Genomic DNA, 18,564 nt, shown 5'->3' on the forward strand with positions numbered 1-18,564 from the left:
GGGCTCAACACCGACCAGTTGGAAAAGAATCTGGCAAAACAAGTTATATTGAAAGATTTAATTGTACTCTTAGACAAAGAGTCGCAAGGCTTGTAAGAAAAACTTTATCTTTCTCTAAAAAACTAGCCAATCATATTGGAATGATCAAATATTTTATCTGTTATTACAATTTAGCATTACATGTTTAGAACTACCGAATTTATTATTTAAAATATAGCAAAAACAAATTTTATTTAACTTATTACCAATTATTTGAGATTGATTTTAAACATTCACCAATAAATAATTAATCAAATTTAAAGACTGGATATTTATATGGTAAATGAAATTTTAAATATGAATAATATTTCAAATTGTTATTATTCAATATCCAAATCCATTGAAACTATTTATAATAAAATTACAAATATTGCTTTCTCTGTATTTAAATTTATCTGGGAAGAGTTTAAAAAAGATTTTTCCCTCTTGAAAAGGGATGTGCATTACTTCTTAAGTCATTGCAGACCCTTGCAAATAAATTTCAACGACTCTTCAATTGGCATTCTTGGACTCCTTAGCTTAATCGGAATCACCCTATTGCTCAATCGTTAAATTTTGCCTCTTAACCTGAGCGTAGAGTTTTTTTGCCCTTCCGACTGCGTCAAAGCCGCGGAGACGAACAAATGGCAAGAGCTTTCCCGTCAATTCCAAGAGCAAAAAAACTCCACGCTCGGGTTAATAAGACAACATTTGAGTTTTTCTCACTGGCATGATAAAATTAATCAGTTAATAGTTATAAAAAGCAAAATGCGTTCAATTGACAAGGCGATCTTGCCATTGGGCTTGTTTGGCTAACCTCCATCCTTCATGCTTTGACTAAATTATGAAAAGTTTACTTAACAATTTGATTGATCTTTTTCAAAAAGCCGCCAAGAAAGCCTTCCCTGAATTAGACGCAACCGATTTTCCAACAGAAGTGACTCCCAGCACGCAGGGAAAGTTCGGCCACTATCAATACAATTCGGCAATGAAGTTAACAAAAATCCTTAAACAGAACCCTCGGCAAATTGCTGAAAAAATTGTTGAAAACTTAGATCAGCAAGATGGATTGATCGCCCAGACGGAAATTGCAGGTCCGGGCTTTATCAATATTACCTTAAATAAAGATCATCTGTCCCAAAGAGTTGACATCCTCTTGCGCGATTCGCATTTGGGAATTGACAAACCCGCCCACCAGCAACGCATCATTATTGATTTTTCCTCGCCAAATGTTGCCAAAGAAATGCACGTGGGACACTTGCGTTCAACGATTATCGGAGATTCTTTAGCCCGCTTGTTTGAATTTTTGGGATATGACGTTTTGCGCCTGAATCATTTGGGAGATTGGGGAACGGCATTCGGCATGTTGATTGCTTATATGAAAGAAGAGGCGCCGGATGTCTTAACCGGCAAACAAAAGACCGACTTGACTCATCTGGTCAATTGGTACCGGGCTTCTAAAAAGAAATTTGACGAAGATCCTGATTTTAAGCGACGCGCCCAACTAGAAGTCGTGGCCTTACAGCAAGGACAGCCCCAAGCCCGGCATGCCTGGCAAATCATTTGCGAGATTTCAAGCAAAGCTTACAAAGAAATCTACGACTTGCTGGGAGTCAAACTCATTGACCGCGGCGAGTCTTTCTATAATCCCTTTTTGGCCGAAATTGTCGCCGACTTAGAAAAAAAGGGACTGGTCCAAATTTCAGAAGGAGCCAAGTGCATTTTTGTAGAAGGATTTCAAAATCGCGAGGGCGAGATGCTCCCTCTCATGGTCCAAAAATCGGATGGCGGATACAACTATGATACGACAGATATGGCCGCTATCTACCACCGCATTCATCAAGAAAAAGGCGACCGCTTAATCTACGTCACAGATGCAGGACAAAGCACTCACTTTCAAATGATTTTCAAAGCTGCCGAGATGGCAGGCTACTTGAATCCAAAACAAGTCAGAACGGACCATGTCCCCTTTGGGCTTGTATTGGGCCCGGACGGAAAAAAATTCCGCACGCGCGCAGGTGAAACCGAGCGCTTAATTGACCTAATTCAAGCTGCAATCGACCATGCGGAAAAAATTTTGATTGAGCGCAATCCGGAAATGGATGAAGCGGAACGGCAGAAGCTGGCCCATGCCCTTGGAGTAGGGGCCATTAAGTACGCCGATCTTTCCACCCACCGCATGAGCGATTACACGTTCAGCTATGATCGCATGTTGCGCTTCGAAGGCAATACGGCCGCTTTTCTCATGTACGCTTATGTACGTGTAGCTGGAATTAAGCGACGCCTGAAAATTGAACCTGCTTCTCTCTTAGATCACTGCCATATTCATTTAGAACACCCTTCAGAAATTGACCTAGGCTTGCATTTACTGCGCTTTGATGAAGCCTTGGAAGCGGTTGCCAATGATCTTTTGCCCAACCGCTTGACGGATTACCTCTATACCCTTGCTGAAAAATTTAATGCCTTTTTCCGCGATTGCCGAGTAGAGGGAAGCCCTCAGCAGAATGAACGTTTGCTGCTTTGCGAAGCGACAGCGCGCGTTCTCAAACAAGGCCTTGATATTTTAGGCGTGCCAACAGTAGAGAGAATGTAACCTGAAAAGCCAGATCTAAAAAGATAGATTAACCTAAGTTTTAATTTATCCTCTAAGAGGGTGTACTAAAACCTCTAAGGGTAGTTCTTGAAAAGAAGGCATGTGACCTGACCTACAACCGCTTTAAGCCACGCCACTCGTGTGGCTTAAAATAGTTTTCGCGTATTGCCCGGCTTGTTCAGTCTAGCAAGAATTTTTTCTTATCTATTCCAATCAAGCTTGGATTTTAATACACCCTCTAAGCTCTGTTTAATGTTCCCTGGCAAAATCTAGGGCGGTATCAATATCGGAAAAAATGAATTCTTTTCCGACAAGTTCCTCTACTTTGGATTGCTTAAATAATTGATGCAGGTTTGGATTGATTTCGGAGAGCAAGAAAACAACGCCCTTTTGCTTGCATTTCTTGTTAAACTGCTTTAAAGCATGGATGCCTGTCGCATCCACTAAAGGCGTCTTGTTCAGTCGTAAAATAAAGAAGCGCGGAACCGTATCCAGCCGGCTTAAAGCCTCATCCAACAAGTCAGCCACACTGTAGAAAAAAGGCCCTCTTATCTCAAAGACGACAACATCTGAAGGAATATCTTGTCTTAACAGCATTTTGTCATTATTGAATTCCGGATCTTCGTGTTCATTCTCTTTGACCAATAGTTTGCAAATTTCAACCGTCGTTTTGTCCGTCATGCGCTTAAGAAAAATGAAAGCGGAAAGAATGACCCCAATTTGAACGGCAACCGTTAAATCAATCAAAACAGTCAGTAAAAACGTCATGACCAGGACGAGCGCATCGCCTCTTTGCCCTTTTAAAATCTCTATAAAGTGCGGCAGTTCGCTCATATTCCAAGCAACGAATAGCAGTACTCCCGAGAGGGCTGCTAGGGGAATTTTTCCGGCCAAAGGAGCGAGAAACAGCATGAGCAGAAGAAGCGTAATGGCATGGATCATACCTGCAAACGGCGTTTTAGCTCCCATGCGAATGTTTGCAGACGTGCGGGCGATCGCTCCGGTAGCGGGAATTCCCCCGAAAAGAACCGATCCAATATTTGCCAATCCCTGGCCGACAAGCTCGCAATTCGAGCGATGCTTATGCCCGGTCATTCCATCTGCAACAACAGCGGATAAAAGCGATTCAATGGCACCTAATAAAGCGATGGTGATCGCATCCGGAAAAATCGTCTTTAATAGATCGTAAGAAAAGCTTGGCAAGGCCGGAGTCGGGATGGCACTTGGAATGCCGCCAAATTTTGCCTCGATTGTCTCAAGGGGAAGCTGAAACGCAGAGGTCGCTATCGTCGCCAAAGCGACAGCGAAGATCGCTCCAGGCAATTTGGGATAATAATGCCTTAAAATAAAGATGAGGGCAAGCGTTGAAGCAGCAATCGCAAAAGCCCACGGATTCCAGGTATGCGCCGTTTCACAAAAAATGAGGCATTTTTCTAAAAATTTCGAAGGAACTTTTTCTATCTGCAATCCCAAAAAATCTTTTATTTGAGAAGAGAAAATGACAACGGCAATACCCGTTGTAAAGCCTACCGTGACGGGATAAGGGATAAACCTTAAAAGCACGCCAAAGCGGGCAAGCCCCATTAAAATCATCATCACAGCCGCAACAAGGGTGGCCAAAGCCAGGCCATCGTAGCCATATTTTTGAATAATTTCATAGATGATGACGACAAAGGCGCCAGTAGGGCCTCCGATTTGCACCCGGCTGCCGCTGAAGAGGGAAATTAAGAAACCGGCAATAATGGCCGTTATTAATCCTTTCTCAGGAGAGACGCCGGAAGCGATACCGAACGCAAGCGCCAAAGGCAACGCAATGACGCCGACGCTTATACCTGCAAAAAGATCGCTCAGGAAATAATTCCAGTTATAGCCTTCTTGAAGGCAAACGACACTTTTGGGAATAAAATCTTTATATTTGAACTGCATGATTCAGTCTCACGGAAAACAAATATGAAAGCGAGCTTAGCACTTCGCTTCATTGGCCACTAGTAAAATTTAAAAATTTGGATTCCTACAGACAAAAATAGGATGCCTCTACATTTAATCGAGCAATTATTCTAAACGAATCGTTGTAGAAAGATGAAATTGGATGAAAACGGAAGAAGCTGCCTTAAAAGGAAGGCAGCTTAAACGCTCGCTCTGCCATGCAGCTAGCGGACTACTGCACCGTAATCGGCACGCGCGTCACCTCATCTAGCGCCCCTCCATTAATTCTTCGATAAATGTACAAGCTCCAAGTTGTATTCTGCGCTAAATTTGGCGTACTTAAATTAATGTATTGATTCTCTAATTTGCGAACCTGGGTCGTTGTCTTTGCATTCGTATTTTCCCGCAAAGAAATGTGATAGCCAAAATGACCGGGAAGCCCTTTGATAAATTCGGGATGGGTATCTAAAAACTCTTGCGGCAGCTGAAGAAGATTGACAAAAGCCATAGTGATGCTCAATAGATCGGAGGATTGCAAAGGAATGTAGTCTAACTTTGGCCCCTGGCTAACAGCTGTACTTGTTATTTTTAAATTAATGGGTCCCCTGCCCTGCAAGGCTTGATTTAAATCCTCCTTGTAATCATCCTCCTGAGACATCTTTCCAGGAAAAAATCCCGTGAGGGAACAATGAGGCGGATACTTGTCGACTGCTTCATTCTTTAAATGCTTGTCTTTAACGGCATTCCAAAATTTGCGCAGCTGGTTTCCTAATGCGCCCCCCGGACGAAGATATAAGATATACTCCACTTTCCCGGAAGCGGCTCCTACAACCCAATCAACCACATCCGGATGTTGGGCACTTAAGGGATCCTTATCCAAATCGCCTTCATTTATGCCATAAGGAAGCATTCCACTTAGTTCATCTGCCAAGTAGTCCGGCTCATCATGATAATACTCAATTAAGTCCTCATCTTCATCGGCAAAAAGATGTCCTTCCATAGCAAAAAGGCAAATGGCAACCATCAAAAAATGTAAAAGCTTGCGCATCCCGTCCTCCGCAATAAAAACAAATTTAATTTTTGATTAAATTAAAAATTATTTTTTAGCAAGCTTATTACTTTTATCTATTGCTAGAAGGATATTAAATGCATAATAACTTCTTGCCGCCCCGGAAAAGAACTCGAATCTAGTTTCATTAGCGGTTTCGGACAGCTGTTAATTTAAAGGTGTTTTATGCGGTTCGCCAGCAATTTCGCGCACATATTTGGGCACCGCATAGCCGGGAAGACTACGGGCGATCTCACGAATAAGTGCTCGCCCTTGCTCTTCTTCGACTTCAAAATGGGCAGTGCCCTGCACGCGATCTAATTGATGCAGATAATAAGGAAGGATTCCCTGATCGGCCAGCTCTTCGCAGAGCGTTCTAAGAGTGGGAGCATCATCGTTTACTCCCTTTAATAAAACGGCTTGATTTAACAGCACGCAACCTAGCTTCTGCAGCTCTTTTAAGCGCGCAAAAAGATCTGCGCCCAGCTCTTTGGGATGGTTACAGTGGATGACAAAGAAAAGTTGCTTGGAACAGGCGGAAATCAAACGGAGAAAACTATCGTCAATGCGTTCGGGAATTCCGATAGGGAAACGCGTATGAAAGCGCAGGCGCTTCAGATGCGGAATAGCATTAAGCTGATCGAGTAAAGACTTCAATGTCTCATCGGAAAGCGATAGGGGATCTCCCCCGCTTAAAATCACTTCATGAATGGAAGCATCCGATCGAATGGCTTCAATCTCTGCCAAAAAAAGCTTATCTTCTCTATCATATGAAAAATTCTGCCTAAAGCAGTAGCGGCAATGCATGGCGCACGCGCTCGTGCAAACAAGCAATACTCTTCCTTCATATTTATGCAATAGCTTGGCTTCGCAGCGGAATGTCTCATCTTGAACAGGATCCAAAACAAAGTCCGGATGATTCTCATTCTCTTGCCTAGTAGGCAAGAATTGCCTAACTAGAGGGTCGTCCAAATTTTGTTTTGCCATCTTTTGAGCCAATCTAAGAGGAACATTAATGGCAAAGGTAGGCTTAAAAAGCAACTGCTGGCGCTGTTGGGACGACAACTCCAAAAAATCCGCTAATGCTTCTACGCGATTAAAATTTTCCCTTAAAATTGCTCTCCAAGGAGCAGGAGTGATCAGTGGAATTGGACAAGACATAGATTAAAACAATGGCTCCATTAAGAGGATGCTTGGCACTGCCAAAGCTTCTCTAAAAGACAAGTAGCAGCTTGAATAGAAAAATAAGTTTATTTTTCCGAATCAGGAACGCTGAATATTAATAAAAGATTCAAGCTTAACATACTAGGATAAAAAAACCTACTATTGTTTTAGAGGATTTGGGCGGAAGGAACATCATAAGAGACAAAGCTCTCGATTCCAGGCCATTAGCGATTTTAAGAAATGCTATAAGCAAACAGCCCTCTTTCCAGAGGGCGGGAGGAACCTAAATACGTCTTTAGAGCTATTAGCGGATTAAGTTGGGATCTTATCCACTATTTCTTTGCTTTTATCCCTTCTCAGACACCCTGATCAAAATAGGCTCTAACAAATTTTGCGAAGCCTTCAACTTGGCCAAAACAGGTTGACCGCTTTCTTCCTTCTTTTTAATCAGTTCTGCATCCGCTCCAAGCAGTTCTAATTTATTCACCAAGTCTTCATACCCTCTTTCTAAGAACTCAAGACCTGATATTGAGCTAGTCTCGGAGGCAATTAAGGCAGCCATTACATAAGCGAAACCAGCTCGAAGATCTGGAATGCGAATTTCTTTTCCAATCAGAGAAGTAGATCCTTTGATAATCGCGCTATGACAAAAACTTTGCGAGGCAAAGCGACATTGTTTTCCTCCTAGGCACTGCCTGAATAAGGTAATATCTGCCCCCATTTCACGCAGCGTTTCGGTATAGCCAAAGCGGTTTTCATAGACCGTTTCATGCACAACTGACGTACCAGAAGCCTGCGTCAGCAAAACAACAAAAGGTTGTTGCCAATCCGTCATGAATCCCGGATGAACATCCGTCTCCAGGTGAAGCCCTCCTTGCAGCGGGCCGTCATAAAAGAATTCTATGCCATTGCCTTTGATATCAAAGCCGCCCCCGACTTCGCGGAGTTTATTTAAAAACGTGAGCATATTCACATGTTGGGCGCCTTCGACAAATACTCTTCCCTTTGTCGCAATCGCAGCCATTCCCCAAGAAGCCGCTTCAATGCGGTCTGGAATGACGGTATGCTCAACTTCATAGAAGCGGCGCGTGCCATGAATGCGGATAGTGCGGTCCACGTCAATGGCAATAATCGCTCCAAGCTTTTGGAGGAATAAGATCAACTCAATAATTTCCGGTTCGATCGCCGCATTTTTAATCACCGTTGTCCCGCGAGCTGTCACTCCGGCTAAAATCGTATTTTCAGTCGCTCCTACAGATGGATAAGGAAGAGTGATAATGGTTCCTTTGAGGCCATTATGGGCATGGGCAAAATAGGCGCCTTCCCGCTTCATTCCTCTATACTCAATAACTGCCCCTAATTGCTCCAGCGCTTGGATATGAAAATCAACAGGACGCTGTCCAATGGAGCATCCTCCCGTTGTTGGGACAATAATATCTTGATCCGTACGTCCCAAAAGGGCTCCGATCATTAAAATGGGAATGCGGTTGGATCCGGAAAATCTTTGCGGGACATAAGAAGTTTTCAGTTCTTTTGTGATGACTTCCATTGTCCTGGCTTCGCGGTCCCATTGCACATCCATGCCTATTTCCTGGCAAAGCGAAACTGTGACCTCTACATCTCCAATATTGGGAACATTATAAAATCTGCACCGCTTGTCAGATAATAGAGAAGCAACAAGAAGTTTTGTCATGGCATTTTTAGCGCCAGCCGCCCTTATACTCCCTTTAAGAGGCGCCCCTCCTGTAATCTTTAAAATATCCATGCCCGCACCAGTCCGCTTATTCTAAATTTTAATTTGGATTAATAAAGGAGAAAGAAATTACAATAGTCACGCGTTCTATGCAATCAACAAATGATTCTCATTTTCAATGCCAGTCTTCCACCTCCTTGAAAGTAATCAATTTAGCACATTTTTAAAAGAAAATTTATTATTTTTTGAAAGCTGTATTTAAAGGTCGATTGGCAAGTCAAAGCAAAGCCATTTAGAAGGTGTATCAAAACCATTCATGACCCAGATGCGCGTTCTTTCCTTCCAAGGAGGAGGTTCGAATAAGGGAAAAGAGCTCGAATCCGAACTCAGGTTATGATGAAATTCGAAGACAGTCCCTGATAGAAAAGGCTTAATCCGAATTAGAGGAAGAAATCAAAGCTTTGGCGGTTTTTTCCCCACCACCTCATATGAAGGATTTTCTTCTACGACTAGCTTTCTCTTAAAGAAGAGAGGGGGATAATTTTTACTCTCCATACTAAGGGGTAAAAGCGAAGGCCTGGGATCATCTGCTTGCGCAAAAGAAAAGCGTATGACCCGATCAGGAAACCAACGCTGTTGCAAGCGAAGGGCAGCCAAAGACATGGTCTGCCGGCCATTAATTTCTACAATGGGATATAGACAAATCTCCCGATCCTTTTCATGCCAATACAACAAGGCATCCACGCCTACATGTCCGAAAAATCCCATTTGAGATAAATCTTTAAGCATCTTTTCTACAGCACGAATATGCTCATTTAAAAAAGGCTTATAGGAATGAAAAAGGATTTCCTGAGGGCCGGCTAGGGTCGCTTGATAGCCTCCATGAGAGTCCGTTTCAAAAACAGTTGTGCCTAAAAGCTCTTGACGGCCATCCGGATGAACAATCCATTGCGTACTAAAATCAAGGCAACGCTCTACCCAGGGCTCGGCTACAAGCGGGCGGCCAAGCGCCCATTCTTTTTTACAAAAAGCCAGCAAGCTATCTATGGAAGTCTGTTCGCGAATCAAACGGTTTCCTTTTCCGGATAAGCCAAAACAAGTCTTCAACACTTTAGGACCCGGAACCTCTTTAAGCCAATTAAAAAGATCTTTTTCCTGATAGACTAAAACCGCTTGTTTCAACTTTGTATATTGGAAGCTAAAAGCCTTACTATTAATCTGATAAACAATCTCCCAAGGAGGAATCGTATAGTCCATTCTTCTTTGTTGAGTCCATTTTAACACTTTTAGCGAAGGCCCCCAAGATTGACAGCGAGCTTCACAAAAAGGCTCTTCTTCTTCAAGCAAAGCTAAGCTAGGGAACTCTTCTTGCCGCCTCCAGCTCATTTTTTGGAAGTCCCGGATAAAAGCATGATCCGGTAAACGCGTGACGGCAATTATTTCACCAGGCTTGGCATATAAAAGAGGAACAAACTGCAACTGCAAGCAAAGCGGATGGCGCGCCCAGCTTTGCTCAATGGAAAGATCATCCGTATGCGCAAGCTCAAATTCAAAATCCGTATTAGCTAAATGAATTATTTTCATAAAAAATTTAAATTAATTAAAATTAAATATTTTAAAATAAGAATGTATTTTACAAATCTATAATGCTTAGATTCGAGATTTTTTTCTCTAAAATGCTGGATTAAGAGAGTGGATTAAGCCCTTTTTAATGGTTTGGATTCAAGTTCTTTTCCCTTACTCGCCCTCCTTTCTAGCAAAAAAGAACTCAAAGCTAAGCCATTAGCAGTTTTAAGAAATCCTCTAAGACCGATTTTTCTCTTTCACTTTAAAATCCCCTTATGACAACATTTTGCAAACAAAAGGAGAATAATTTATGACCGTGCGTACCGGTATTGGACAAGATAGCCACCGATTCCTCCCCGCCGATTCCTCAAAGCCCTGTGTAATTGCTGGCCTAATTTTTAATGATGCCCCCGGATTTAATGCCAATTCCGATGGAGATGTGGTCTTTCATGCCATTTGCAATGCCATTACATCGCTGACAGGCGTGCTTATCTTAGGCGATATTGCAGATGATTTATGCTTAAAAGATGGAATTACGGACAGTGAAGTCTATCTCCATGAAGCCATGAAAACCCTGGAAAAACAACGCATTGTCCATGTCGCGATTACAATTGAGGCAAAAAAACCTAAATTTAAACATCGCCTATTAGAAATGAGGCAAAATATTGCGCGCGTCATGCAATTGGATATCTCCCAAGTGGGCGTTACCGCCACCTCCGGCGAAGGATTAACCGATTTTGGCTGCGGAGATGGCGTGCAAGCTTTTGCCATTGTCACAACAGAAGAACATAAGCCCCATTCTTGATTCTTACATGAGCCATTGCGATGGCTCTTTATAAAATCCACCAAAATAACAACCGGTTGCCAATTTAAAAACCTCTAAGGGCCTGTCTTCAAATTCATTTTGAAGACAGGCTCTAAATCATTCTATTTTTATAATTTATTTTAAAAATCACCTGGATTTTAAATAAAAAACTAAATTATTAGCCTTTATTTATAAAAGAGAATATAGTATTATTAATGTTTATTATATTTATTAATAATTAAGGAAAGAATATGACTTCTCCTGGTGTGCTTCCCCCTGCAACGTGCCAAGCTATTCAAGATTTCTTAAACGGGAATGATCGCTTCATTTTGAAAATGGGTAAAGATGAACAGGGAAGAGCCTGCTTTCAGTTAGCAAGTAAGGGATTATGGACATGGTTTCTCTCTCGTATTCTTGGTTTAAACAGTTATCAATTGCGGACAATCGTTCACTATATTCAAACTAATCAACAAGCTTTTGATCAACTCAATCTAGGATCTTCAAAAAAAATTGCGGACTTCTATCAGCTGTTGAACAGAAAAATTGGACTTTATAATCAAAAAAGAGATCCCGGCCAGCGGCTTAATACAACTTTATCGTGTCTTTTTCAGTCTACGCATTTTTCTATTCCCACTCCTATTCCTACTCCTATTTCCTCTCCTGTTGTATCTTCTACGGTACGTCCCCCTATTCCGCCTATTGCGATGAAAAAATCTTCTTTATCGGAAGAGAAAAAAACCGCGGCCTCTGAAGAAGCCCCTCCTCTTTCTGCTGAGGATACACAAAATGGTGGTCCTAGTATCGAAGATCTCTTTGCACAAAAAAATACCTCTCATCCGTTTCCCGCTATTCCTCCTCTATCCTTATCTTCTATGTCCTTATCTTCTCCGCCTAGTCCGCCTCTTTCCCCTTCGGCCTTTCCCTCCTCTCCTCATTTAGGATTAGAACCTCAAGAAGTCGTGGAAAGCAAGCAACGCTTAATCGCTTTTTATCTCAATCAATATGCAGTCTTGGAAGACTTAAAAATAGAGCGGACTGAAGCCTTAAAAAAGCTTGGCACAGCACCCAAATCAGACAAGGAACAGATAGAAAGAAGAATTATAGAAATTGAGGAAAAGATTGTAGAAATTGAATGGACGGATTTAGAGCGCAGCAAAACCTTATTAAAAGTTAGAAAGAATGGCGTTGATCCTTCAGTTGAAACGTTGGCCAAATCGATGGGCAAATCGCACATTTCTTTTCGCGGTCTATTATTAGGCCAGCAATATCAAAAAGCCATTACGGCTAATTTTAGATCTTTGCTGAATATTTTTAAGTCTCTTAATCCAAATTTAACGGTAGGCTTTAACCTATCTAAGCTCGTCAAATCGACTGAAGAAACCATTACGTTGGCTGACATAGTGGATCAATTGCAAACGACGCGCCAAGAAGCGATTGATAATATATTGAAATTAACTGCTATTGCTTTCAATGATAAGTCTGTTTCTTCAAAAATGCGGCACTATGCCAAGTCTATAGATGAAAAAGTCGCCCAACAGCTAGATATTAGCGGCCATGATTTACAAAATTGGCTGCAAGACCTGCACATTGAAATGGAGCTAAACACACAATTAACCAAGCTTAGCACTTCTTTCTCACACCAAAGCGGGCCTATTATTGAAGCCGACATTAAACAAATTTGCTGCAAGCATGCGCTCACCTGCAATCAAAAAGAACAATGGACATGCTTTAAAAGAGGCCCCATTCCTACCGATAGAACAAAATGGACCCTCATTTTAACTCCCCATCAATCCGATTTCACCCATACGCTGAAAAGGGCCTTAGAAGCCTTCAAGGATATCCCTTATTTACAGGGAAAATTCACTTATATGGAGAAAGACCTCGCCTCCGATTCCGGTAATAACCAATCTGTTCCCGTCCTTATTTTTTATTTTAACGGAAGAGATAGTGAAGAGCAGTTAAAAGAGGCAATCAGCCTATTGGAAGAAGAATTTGTTGATGCGGATTTAATCGGAAATGGCCGGCATCCATTGAATGCCTCTCTTTCTCAAACTTCCGACGAACTGAAACCACACACAGAGACGGTGAAACGCAGCGCCCTTTTGCATTACAAGCCAACCGTTGAACAATCAACTGAAAGGACGCAGGATCCGCTAAGCGATTATCCTTCTTTTACTTGTGCGCTTGATCCGTTTCTCGATCGCCTGCATGCTTATATTGACCAGTTCAACCATCCACAACATCTCATTAAACTGCAGCACATTCTCCACTATCTCAATAAAGAGAATTCTCCAGCCGAACAAGCGCTCATCTGGAAAGCAAAAATTCAAACCTGCATGCAGCGTATTATTTCCAATATGACTATCTTTCAACAAGAGTCATTGAGCAGCCTTCTCAATTATGGAGAAAACTTAGAAGATGTACGTCAAATTCGCCTACAGGCCTCTTATCAGAACTTATCCACCAACCCTTCGCGACAGCTCGATCTGCAAAAAGGAGAGTTGCAAAGCAAAATTGAATTTATAAAATCTCAAGCGCATCTACAAATTGATCAATTAAAGCAATACTTGGAAAAACTAGACTCTCAGAAAAATTTCCAAACAGAAGATTTTGAAGCTATTCTGCAAGTGATTTCTCCTTCTCTTAAAGACATCTTCATTCAAATTATTGCCAAAGAGGCCAAGGAAAGATGCATATCGGACGTGCTCGACACTGTTAAGCCGCATACTTCGGAGGTTCTGTCCAAAAGCTCGGAAGAACTTTTGCAAAATTTCCATAGAATCCTAAAAAAAGACGGCTTTATTAAATATGAAAAGGGCAGATTTAAATTCATGCGCAATATGCGCGAAGGACGTAATAGTATTGCCAAGGACTTCTCTCCTCAAGAACTATTAAGGAGCCCTAGCTTCAGCAATTTGGAAGACGTCAAATCGCTCGTCCCCAAAATTTCCAATAAGGACATTGCTATTCCCTTGGACCAATATGATGCTTTGATTGAAGGAACAAAGCGCGGCCTAGAGTTAATGATAGCCAAGCTCGATCAAGTTGTGATACGCCAAGAGCAGCGATTACAAGCTTTAAATCAGGGAAAAACATTTATCCTTCCTCAATATTTCCATGCAACCGACCTCAAGGCTGCCGCTTCGATCACTCAAACAGGAATAGACGCAGCCCAATCCACGTCCGGATTTGGAGCCTTTGTTTCCACGCAGCCAGAGTTCCGCTACGGTCATATCATACTAGGACTTCCCCGCCAGGTAGAATTCTCAAGCGATATTTATACCTTTATTGATAAGAAGCTTGCTCCGGATATCATTTTGGATGATGGAGTCGTATGGGCGGGATTAGAAGAGTCTATCATCCTTAATCCTCAAGTTGCCTCTTTAAAGCGGCATTTCATGCAAGTCCTTCGACGCCTCGTTTACAACAGGTGTAAAGAGCTAGAAAATGGAATAGATCCTTCCAAAAGATTTTTATTAGAAGCAACAATTTTGGACTTTTTTAGCAAAAATATAACTTTCCGCTCTCAGCGCACAAAAGATAAGCTTAAGCTTACCCTGCATTATTATCATCAAATTCAGGAAGAAAAAGAATCCAAAAATATGCTTATTCCCATTAAGGATGAAGAATCCCTCCAAAGATGGACGAGACGTATATTTACCGCAGCTTTGGCTAAAATTCCTGAAATGGAAAACATGTCCAGGCTTCTTGTTAAATTTTTATTAGAAAATTTTGTTAGCGATTTCAAAGCCGGTTACTATAAAGATTTTAAAGGCAAGAAAGAGGGATTGGAGCCGCCATCCGATTTTAGCATAGAGATTCCCGTAAATTTAGATGATAAAATTAAAGCCGCCATGATTGTTCCCGATGATGAAGAGGGACTGCAAGACATTTATCGCCGAAAAAGAAAAAACGATCGAAAAAGCCTGGATCCGATTGAATTTAAGGCTTATACCCAAGTGAAGGAAGAATTCAAACAGCTAGGATTGAGCGAAGAGAGAATCGAACTCATTCCATTGACGGAGCAGTTATTAGAAAGGGATATTCTCAATCAAATCGATTTAATTATCCCTATACAGTGGGGAAAAGAGAACAATTAGGCCTTTACTGAATTAATAGTTCTTTAATCCATCTTTTTTAAAACGCCTACCAGATCGCTCACATTCTCAATCAATTAAACGACAGAGCACGTTGAGTGCCCTGTCGTTCTATTAACCTGAGTTTGGAGTTTTTGCTCTTTCGACGGCAGTCCAAAGGGCAAAAAACTCCAAACTCAGGTTATTAATAAACGTCGCGCAAATACCGCTTTTGCTGGCGCAAGCGTTTAATATACTCTTTCGCTTCATGCGGCTCTTTGGAGCCATACTCTTGAATGATGGCGTGCAAGGCTGCCTCGACATCTTTGGCCATGCGCTGGGCATCTCCGCACACATACAGATAAGCCCCTTCTTCCAGCCATTGATAGAATTCTTCCCCCTGTTCCAGCATGTGATTCTGAACATAGATTTTTTGATCCTGATCACGCGAAAAAGCCAAGTTCAGGCGCAAATTCCCGCACTGCTCAAAAATTCTCCAATCTTCTTCGTAGAAAAAATCATGCGCACGGTTCCATTCGCCAAAAAACAGCCAGTGCTTTCCCTTGCTCTGATGATGCAAAATACGCTCTTGCAGAAAAGCCCGGAAAGGAGCCACTCCTGTGCCTGGCCCAACCATAATCATGGGCGTATGTAAATCAGCAGGCAGGCGGAAGCCATGCGATGGCTGGATGAAGATGGGTACAACCGGATCGTGCAACTCAACAAGGCAGCATAAATAATGGGTGCAAACCCCTCTTCGCTTGTGCCCATTGGACTCGTATTCCAAAGGAGCAACAGTCAGATGGACCTCTTCCCCAACATATCGTTGAGAAGAAGAAATGGAATAAAAGCGGGGCAGCAACGGCATGAGCAGATCGGCTATTTCCTGCGGAGCAAATTCGACTTCTGAATGAAAAGCTAAAAAGTCCCATACTTCATGGCGCTCGAGATAGCTTTTGAGTTGCTCGCGGTTGCCTTCCTCCAGCAACAGGGATAGCTGATGCTTTTTATCCACATCGCTTTGCCGCGCAAATACCTCTCTTAATAGCTTAGGGCTGATATCCGTAATGTTGGCCTTTTCTGTCAAAAAGCGGCCTAAAGGCATCAGCTCTCCATCAGATTTGGCCTGAATCAATTCCTGCCCCGTCATCTTCATTGCCTGCAGGGTTTTAGCCACTAATTCAAGGTCATGGCGGGGAAAGACCCCAACGCTATCGCCAACCTCATATGTCAGCCCCGATCCTCTCAAATCGAGGACCAGATGCTGAGTCTTCTTCTTAGAACCCGGCTTTGACAAGCTATAGCGCTCTTTGATCGATGCTAAAAAAGGATTTTGCTTATTATACGAACTCATGCTCTTCTTTCCTAGCGCTCGAGGGATTTCCAATTCTCATCTTCTGTTGGCGGCTCCTGCCTTCCTCCCAGGTACTTCGCCAAGAATTCTTCTGCTGCGGCTGAAAATTTAAGGCGGTTTTCAGGCCTTGCAAAGCCATGTCCCTCATCCGTAAATAACAAGTATTCAACCGGCAAGTGATTGTGGCGCATCGCTTGTACAATTTGATCGCTTTCGGCTTGTTTGACACGCGGATCATTCGCCCCTTGGGCGATCAGCAAGGGTTTTCTAATCTGATCGGCCTTAAACAGCGGCGAGCGGGATTTCAAGAAGTCTTGTTCCGTTTCCAATTTACCCAATCGACGGTCCATTTGCGCTTTCAAAGGCCCCCAATAAGGCGGAAGGGTTTGCAGCAAAGTAATCAGATTAGAAGGCCCCACAATATCTACGCCGCAGCAGAATTCATTGGGAGTAAAGGCCAATCCAGCTAAGACGGCATAGCCCCCATAACTGCCTCCATAAATGGCCACTTTCGCAGGATCGGCATAGCCGCGCTGGATTGCCCATTGCTTTCCATCAAGCAAGTCTGTCTGCATTTTGGTCGCCCATTCGCGGTTGCCGGCATTGACATATTGCTTGCCATACCCCGTCGATCCCCTAAAATTGATCTGTAAAACGGCATAGCCGCGGTTGGCCAACCACTGGACAGAAGGGTTAAATCCCCAAGAATCGCGCGCCCAGGGCCCGCCATGTACGAGCAGGATCATGGGCAATCCGCGCGGCTCTTTTCCAGCCGGCAGGGTCAAATACCCATGCAGCTCCATGCCATCTCGGGCTTGAAAGCGGATAGGCTGCATTTGGCTGAGCCGGTAGCGCTCTAAAGCAGGCTGTGTGCTAAATAGGAAAGACAGCGTTTTCGCTTTACGATTGTATAAATAATAATGCGTCGGACGCTGATCCGATAGAGAAGCCACCACCCAGTTTTGGTTGGCCAAATCCCGGCTTGTCACTGTAAAGGGACCTTTCAACTGGTCTTTGAGAGATTGAAAATCCGCTTTTAATTGCGGATCAATGATAATCCAATCAAAGCGGTCTCTGTCTACCCCGACAGCTTCTAAAGCATACGTCATAGGATTGATCATCACAGAAGACAGATCATAGTTAGGATCTTCCACAACTAGTGTGCGTTGGCCTGTTTTGGCGTCCACGCGAAGAAGCCGAGCGGTATTGCCATCCAGGCTGGAAACCAAGTAAAAAGATTGATTATCGGGAGCAAAAGCGGGAATTGTACCACCGATTTCATCCGGATCGATTGTCAACAACTCATGCCAAGGATCGCTCTTTTTTTCGCGAACGCGGATCAAAGTCGAGCCTTCTTTCGTGTAGGATTGCGCCGCGCGGATATTCAAGCGATGATCCGAAATCCAAGCAAAGACTCCTCCTGGATTTTCCGTGTCCAACTCAAGCTGGCCTGTTTTTAAATTTAGGCGATAGATATCAAACAAGGAAGGATCGCGCCGATTCATTTGAATCAGCATCTCTTCCGGAAAGCGGGGATCATACTCGACAGGGCTGACTTTTGCCCCTTCAAAAGGCGTTAAATCTTTGGTTTCTCCCGTTTCAATATTGGTCTGATACAAATGCCAATTTTCGTCCCCATCCTTATCTTGAATGTATAGGATATGATCCTGATCGTACTGCCACAGAAAACTGCGGATCCCGCGCTTTTGATCCGAGGTAATCTTTTTATCTTTTCCCGGCTGAACGAGATCTTTTATCCATACATTTAACACATCGCGGTCATCGGGAGCCAAATAAGCCAGCTTGGTTCCATTTGGAGAGATTTGAGGGGAAGTTTTCTCGGGGTTGCCGAAAAGAAGTTTGCGAGGAATCAAGGGAACTTGTTCAACCGGCTCTGCATGCGAGCCTTTTTGTTCTTGAGCGCAAAGGGAATTCATGCCATACCATCCTAACATTAAAAACCAAACAAAACATTTCCACTTGTTTATCATGTTTTAATCCTATTGTTGAAAGCTCATCAAATAAGCTTTTTAAGAGCAAATCTTATGCTGAGAAGGCCTTATTTTAGCGATTATCCCGATTAAATGCAGCTTTTTATCCTTTTCTAGACATTCGATTAAGCAACCGGCTCTCTTTAAATAAGAATTAACGGTAGTTCTAAACATGTAATGCTAAATTGTAATAACAGATAAAATATTTGATCATTCCAATATGATTAGCTAGTTTTTTAGAGAAAGATAAAGTTTTTCTTACAAGCCTTGCGACTCTTTGTCTAAGAGTACAATTAAATCTTTCAATATAACTTGTTTTGCCAGATTCTT

12 protein-coding genes are annotated in these 18,564 nt (G+C 42.6%); 4 read left to right on the forward strand and 8 right to left on the reverse strand.

The features are described from left to right. Both BN3769_RS14425 and argS read left to right on the forward strand, forming a co-directional pair. The coding region (locus BN3769_RS14425) for an IS1 family transposase (RefSeq protein ID WP_228840602.1) at window positions 1-188 on the forward strand (188 nt) is incomplete at its 5' end. Between the two features lie 674 nt (window positions 189-862). Further along, window positions 863-2,611 carry an arginine--tRNA ligase gene (argS, locus tag BN3769_RS05785; protein ID WP_068468528.1) on the forward strand — a complete coding sequence of 583 codons (1,749 nt, stop codon included), beginning with the start codon at window positions 863-865 and terminating at the stop codon, window positions 2,609-2,611. A 249-nt stretch (window positions 2,612-2,860) separates the two neighbouring features. Here argS and BN3769_RS05790 read toward each other — a convergent pair whose 3' ends face one another. From BN3769_RS05790 to BN3769_RS05810, 5 genes are all read right to left on the reverse strand, one after another. Further along, window positions 2,861-4,537: a SulP family inorganic anion transporter gene (locus BN3769_RS05790; RefSeq protein WP_068468530.1), complete on the reverse strand. Its 1,677-nt coding sequence runs from the start codon at window positions 4,535-4,537 to the stop codon at window positions 2,861-2,863. Window positions 4,538-4,769: 232 nt separating this feature from the next. Continuing rightward, window positions 4,770-5,585 (reverse strand): hypothetical protein, encoded by an 816-nt coding sequence (locus tag BN3769_RS05795; RefSeq protein ID WP_068468532.1) that lies wholly within the window; start codon window positions 5,583-5,585, stop codon window positions 4,770-4,772. Between the two features lie 168 nt (window positions 5,586-5,753). Continuing rightward, window positions 5,754-6,746: a KamA family radical SAM protein gene (locus tag BN3769_RS05800; RefSeq protein ID WP_068468534.1), complete on the reverse strand. Its 993-nt coding sequence runs from the start codon at window positions 6,744-6,746 to the stop codon at window positions 5,754-5,756. A 349-nt stretch (window positions 6,747-7,095) separates the two neighbouring features. Beyond that, window positions 7,096-8,514 (reverse strand): UDP-N-acetylglucosamine 1-carboxyvinyltransferase, encoded by a 1,419-nt coding sequence (gene murA / locus BN3769_RS05805; protein ID WP_079989425.1) that lies wholly within the window; start codon window positions 8,512-8,514, stop codon window positions 7,096-7,098. A 381-nt stretch (window positions 8,515-8,895) separates the two neighbouring features. Further along, the gene (locus BN3769_RS05810) at window positions 8,896-10,026 is read right to left on the reverse strand and encodes an ATP-grasp domain-containing protein (protein WP_068468536.1); all 1,131 of its coding nucleotides are present in this window, start codon (window positions 10,024-10,026) and stop codon (window positions 8,896-8,898) included. A gap of 292 nt (window positions 10,027-10,318) precedes the next feature. On the opposite strand from BN3769_RS05810, the gene ispF reads away from it, so the two are divergent. Both ispF and BN3769_RS05820 read left to right on the forward strand, forming a co-directional pair. After that, window positions 10,319-10,813 (forward strand): 2-C-methyl-D-erythritol 2,4-cyclodiphosphate synthase, encoded by a 495-nt coding sequence (gene ispF, locus BN3769_RS05815; RefSeq protein ID WP_068468538.1) that lies wholly within the window; start codon window positions 10,319-10,321, stop codon window positions 10,811-10,813. 251 nt (window positions 10,814-11,064) lie between these two features. Next, on the forward strand, window positions 11,065-14,913 hold the full coding sequence (locus BN3769_RS05820; RefSeq protein ID WP_068468539.1) for a hypothetical protein: 3,849 nt from the start codon (window positions 11,065-11,067) through the stop codon (window positions 14,911-14,913). 181 nt (window positions 14,914-15,094) lie between these two features. On the opposite strand, the gene BN3769_RS05825 is transcribed toward BN3769_RS05820, so the two are convergent. From BN3769_RS05825 to BN3769_RS14430, 3 genes are all read right to left on the reverse strand, one after another. Then, window positions 15,095-16,243 carry a ferredoxin reductase domain-containing protein gene (locus BN3769_RS05825; protein ID WP_068468541.1) on the reverse strand — a complete coding sequence of 383 codons (1,149 nt, stop codon included), beginning with the start codon at window positions 16,241-16,243 and terminating at the stop codon, window positions 15,095-15,097. Window positions 16,244-16,254: 11 nt separating this feature from the next. Then, window positions 16,255-18,234: a S9 family peptidase gene (locus tag BN3769_RS05830; protein ID WP_228840631.1), complete on the reverse strand. Its 1,980-nt coding sequence runs from the start codon at window positions 18,232-18,234 to the stop codon at window positions 16,255-16,257. A 166-nt stretch (window positions 18,235-18,400) separates the two neighbouring features. Next, window positions 18,401-18,564, reverse strand: a 164-nt coding sequence (locus BN3769_RS14430; protein WP_228840581.1) for an IS1 family transposase, incomplete at its 5' end; no start/stop codon positions are given.

It is taken from the genome of Candidatus Protochlamydia phocaeensis (assembly GCF_001545115.1).
GTDB classification, from domain to species: domain Bacteria; phylum Chlamydiota; class Chlamydiia; order Chlamydiales; family Parachlamydiaceae; genus Protochlamydia_A; species Protochlamydia_A phocaeensis.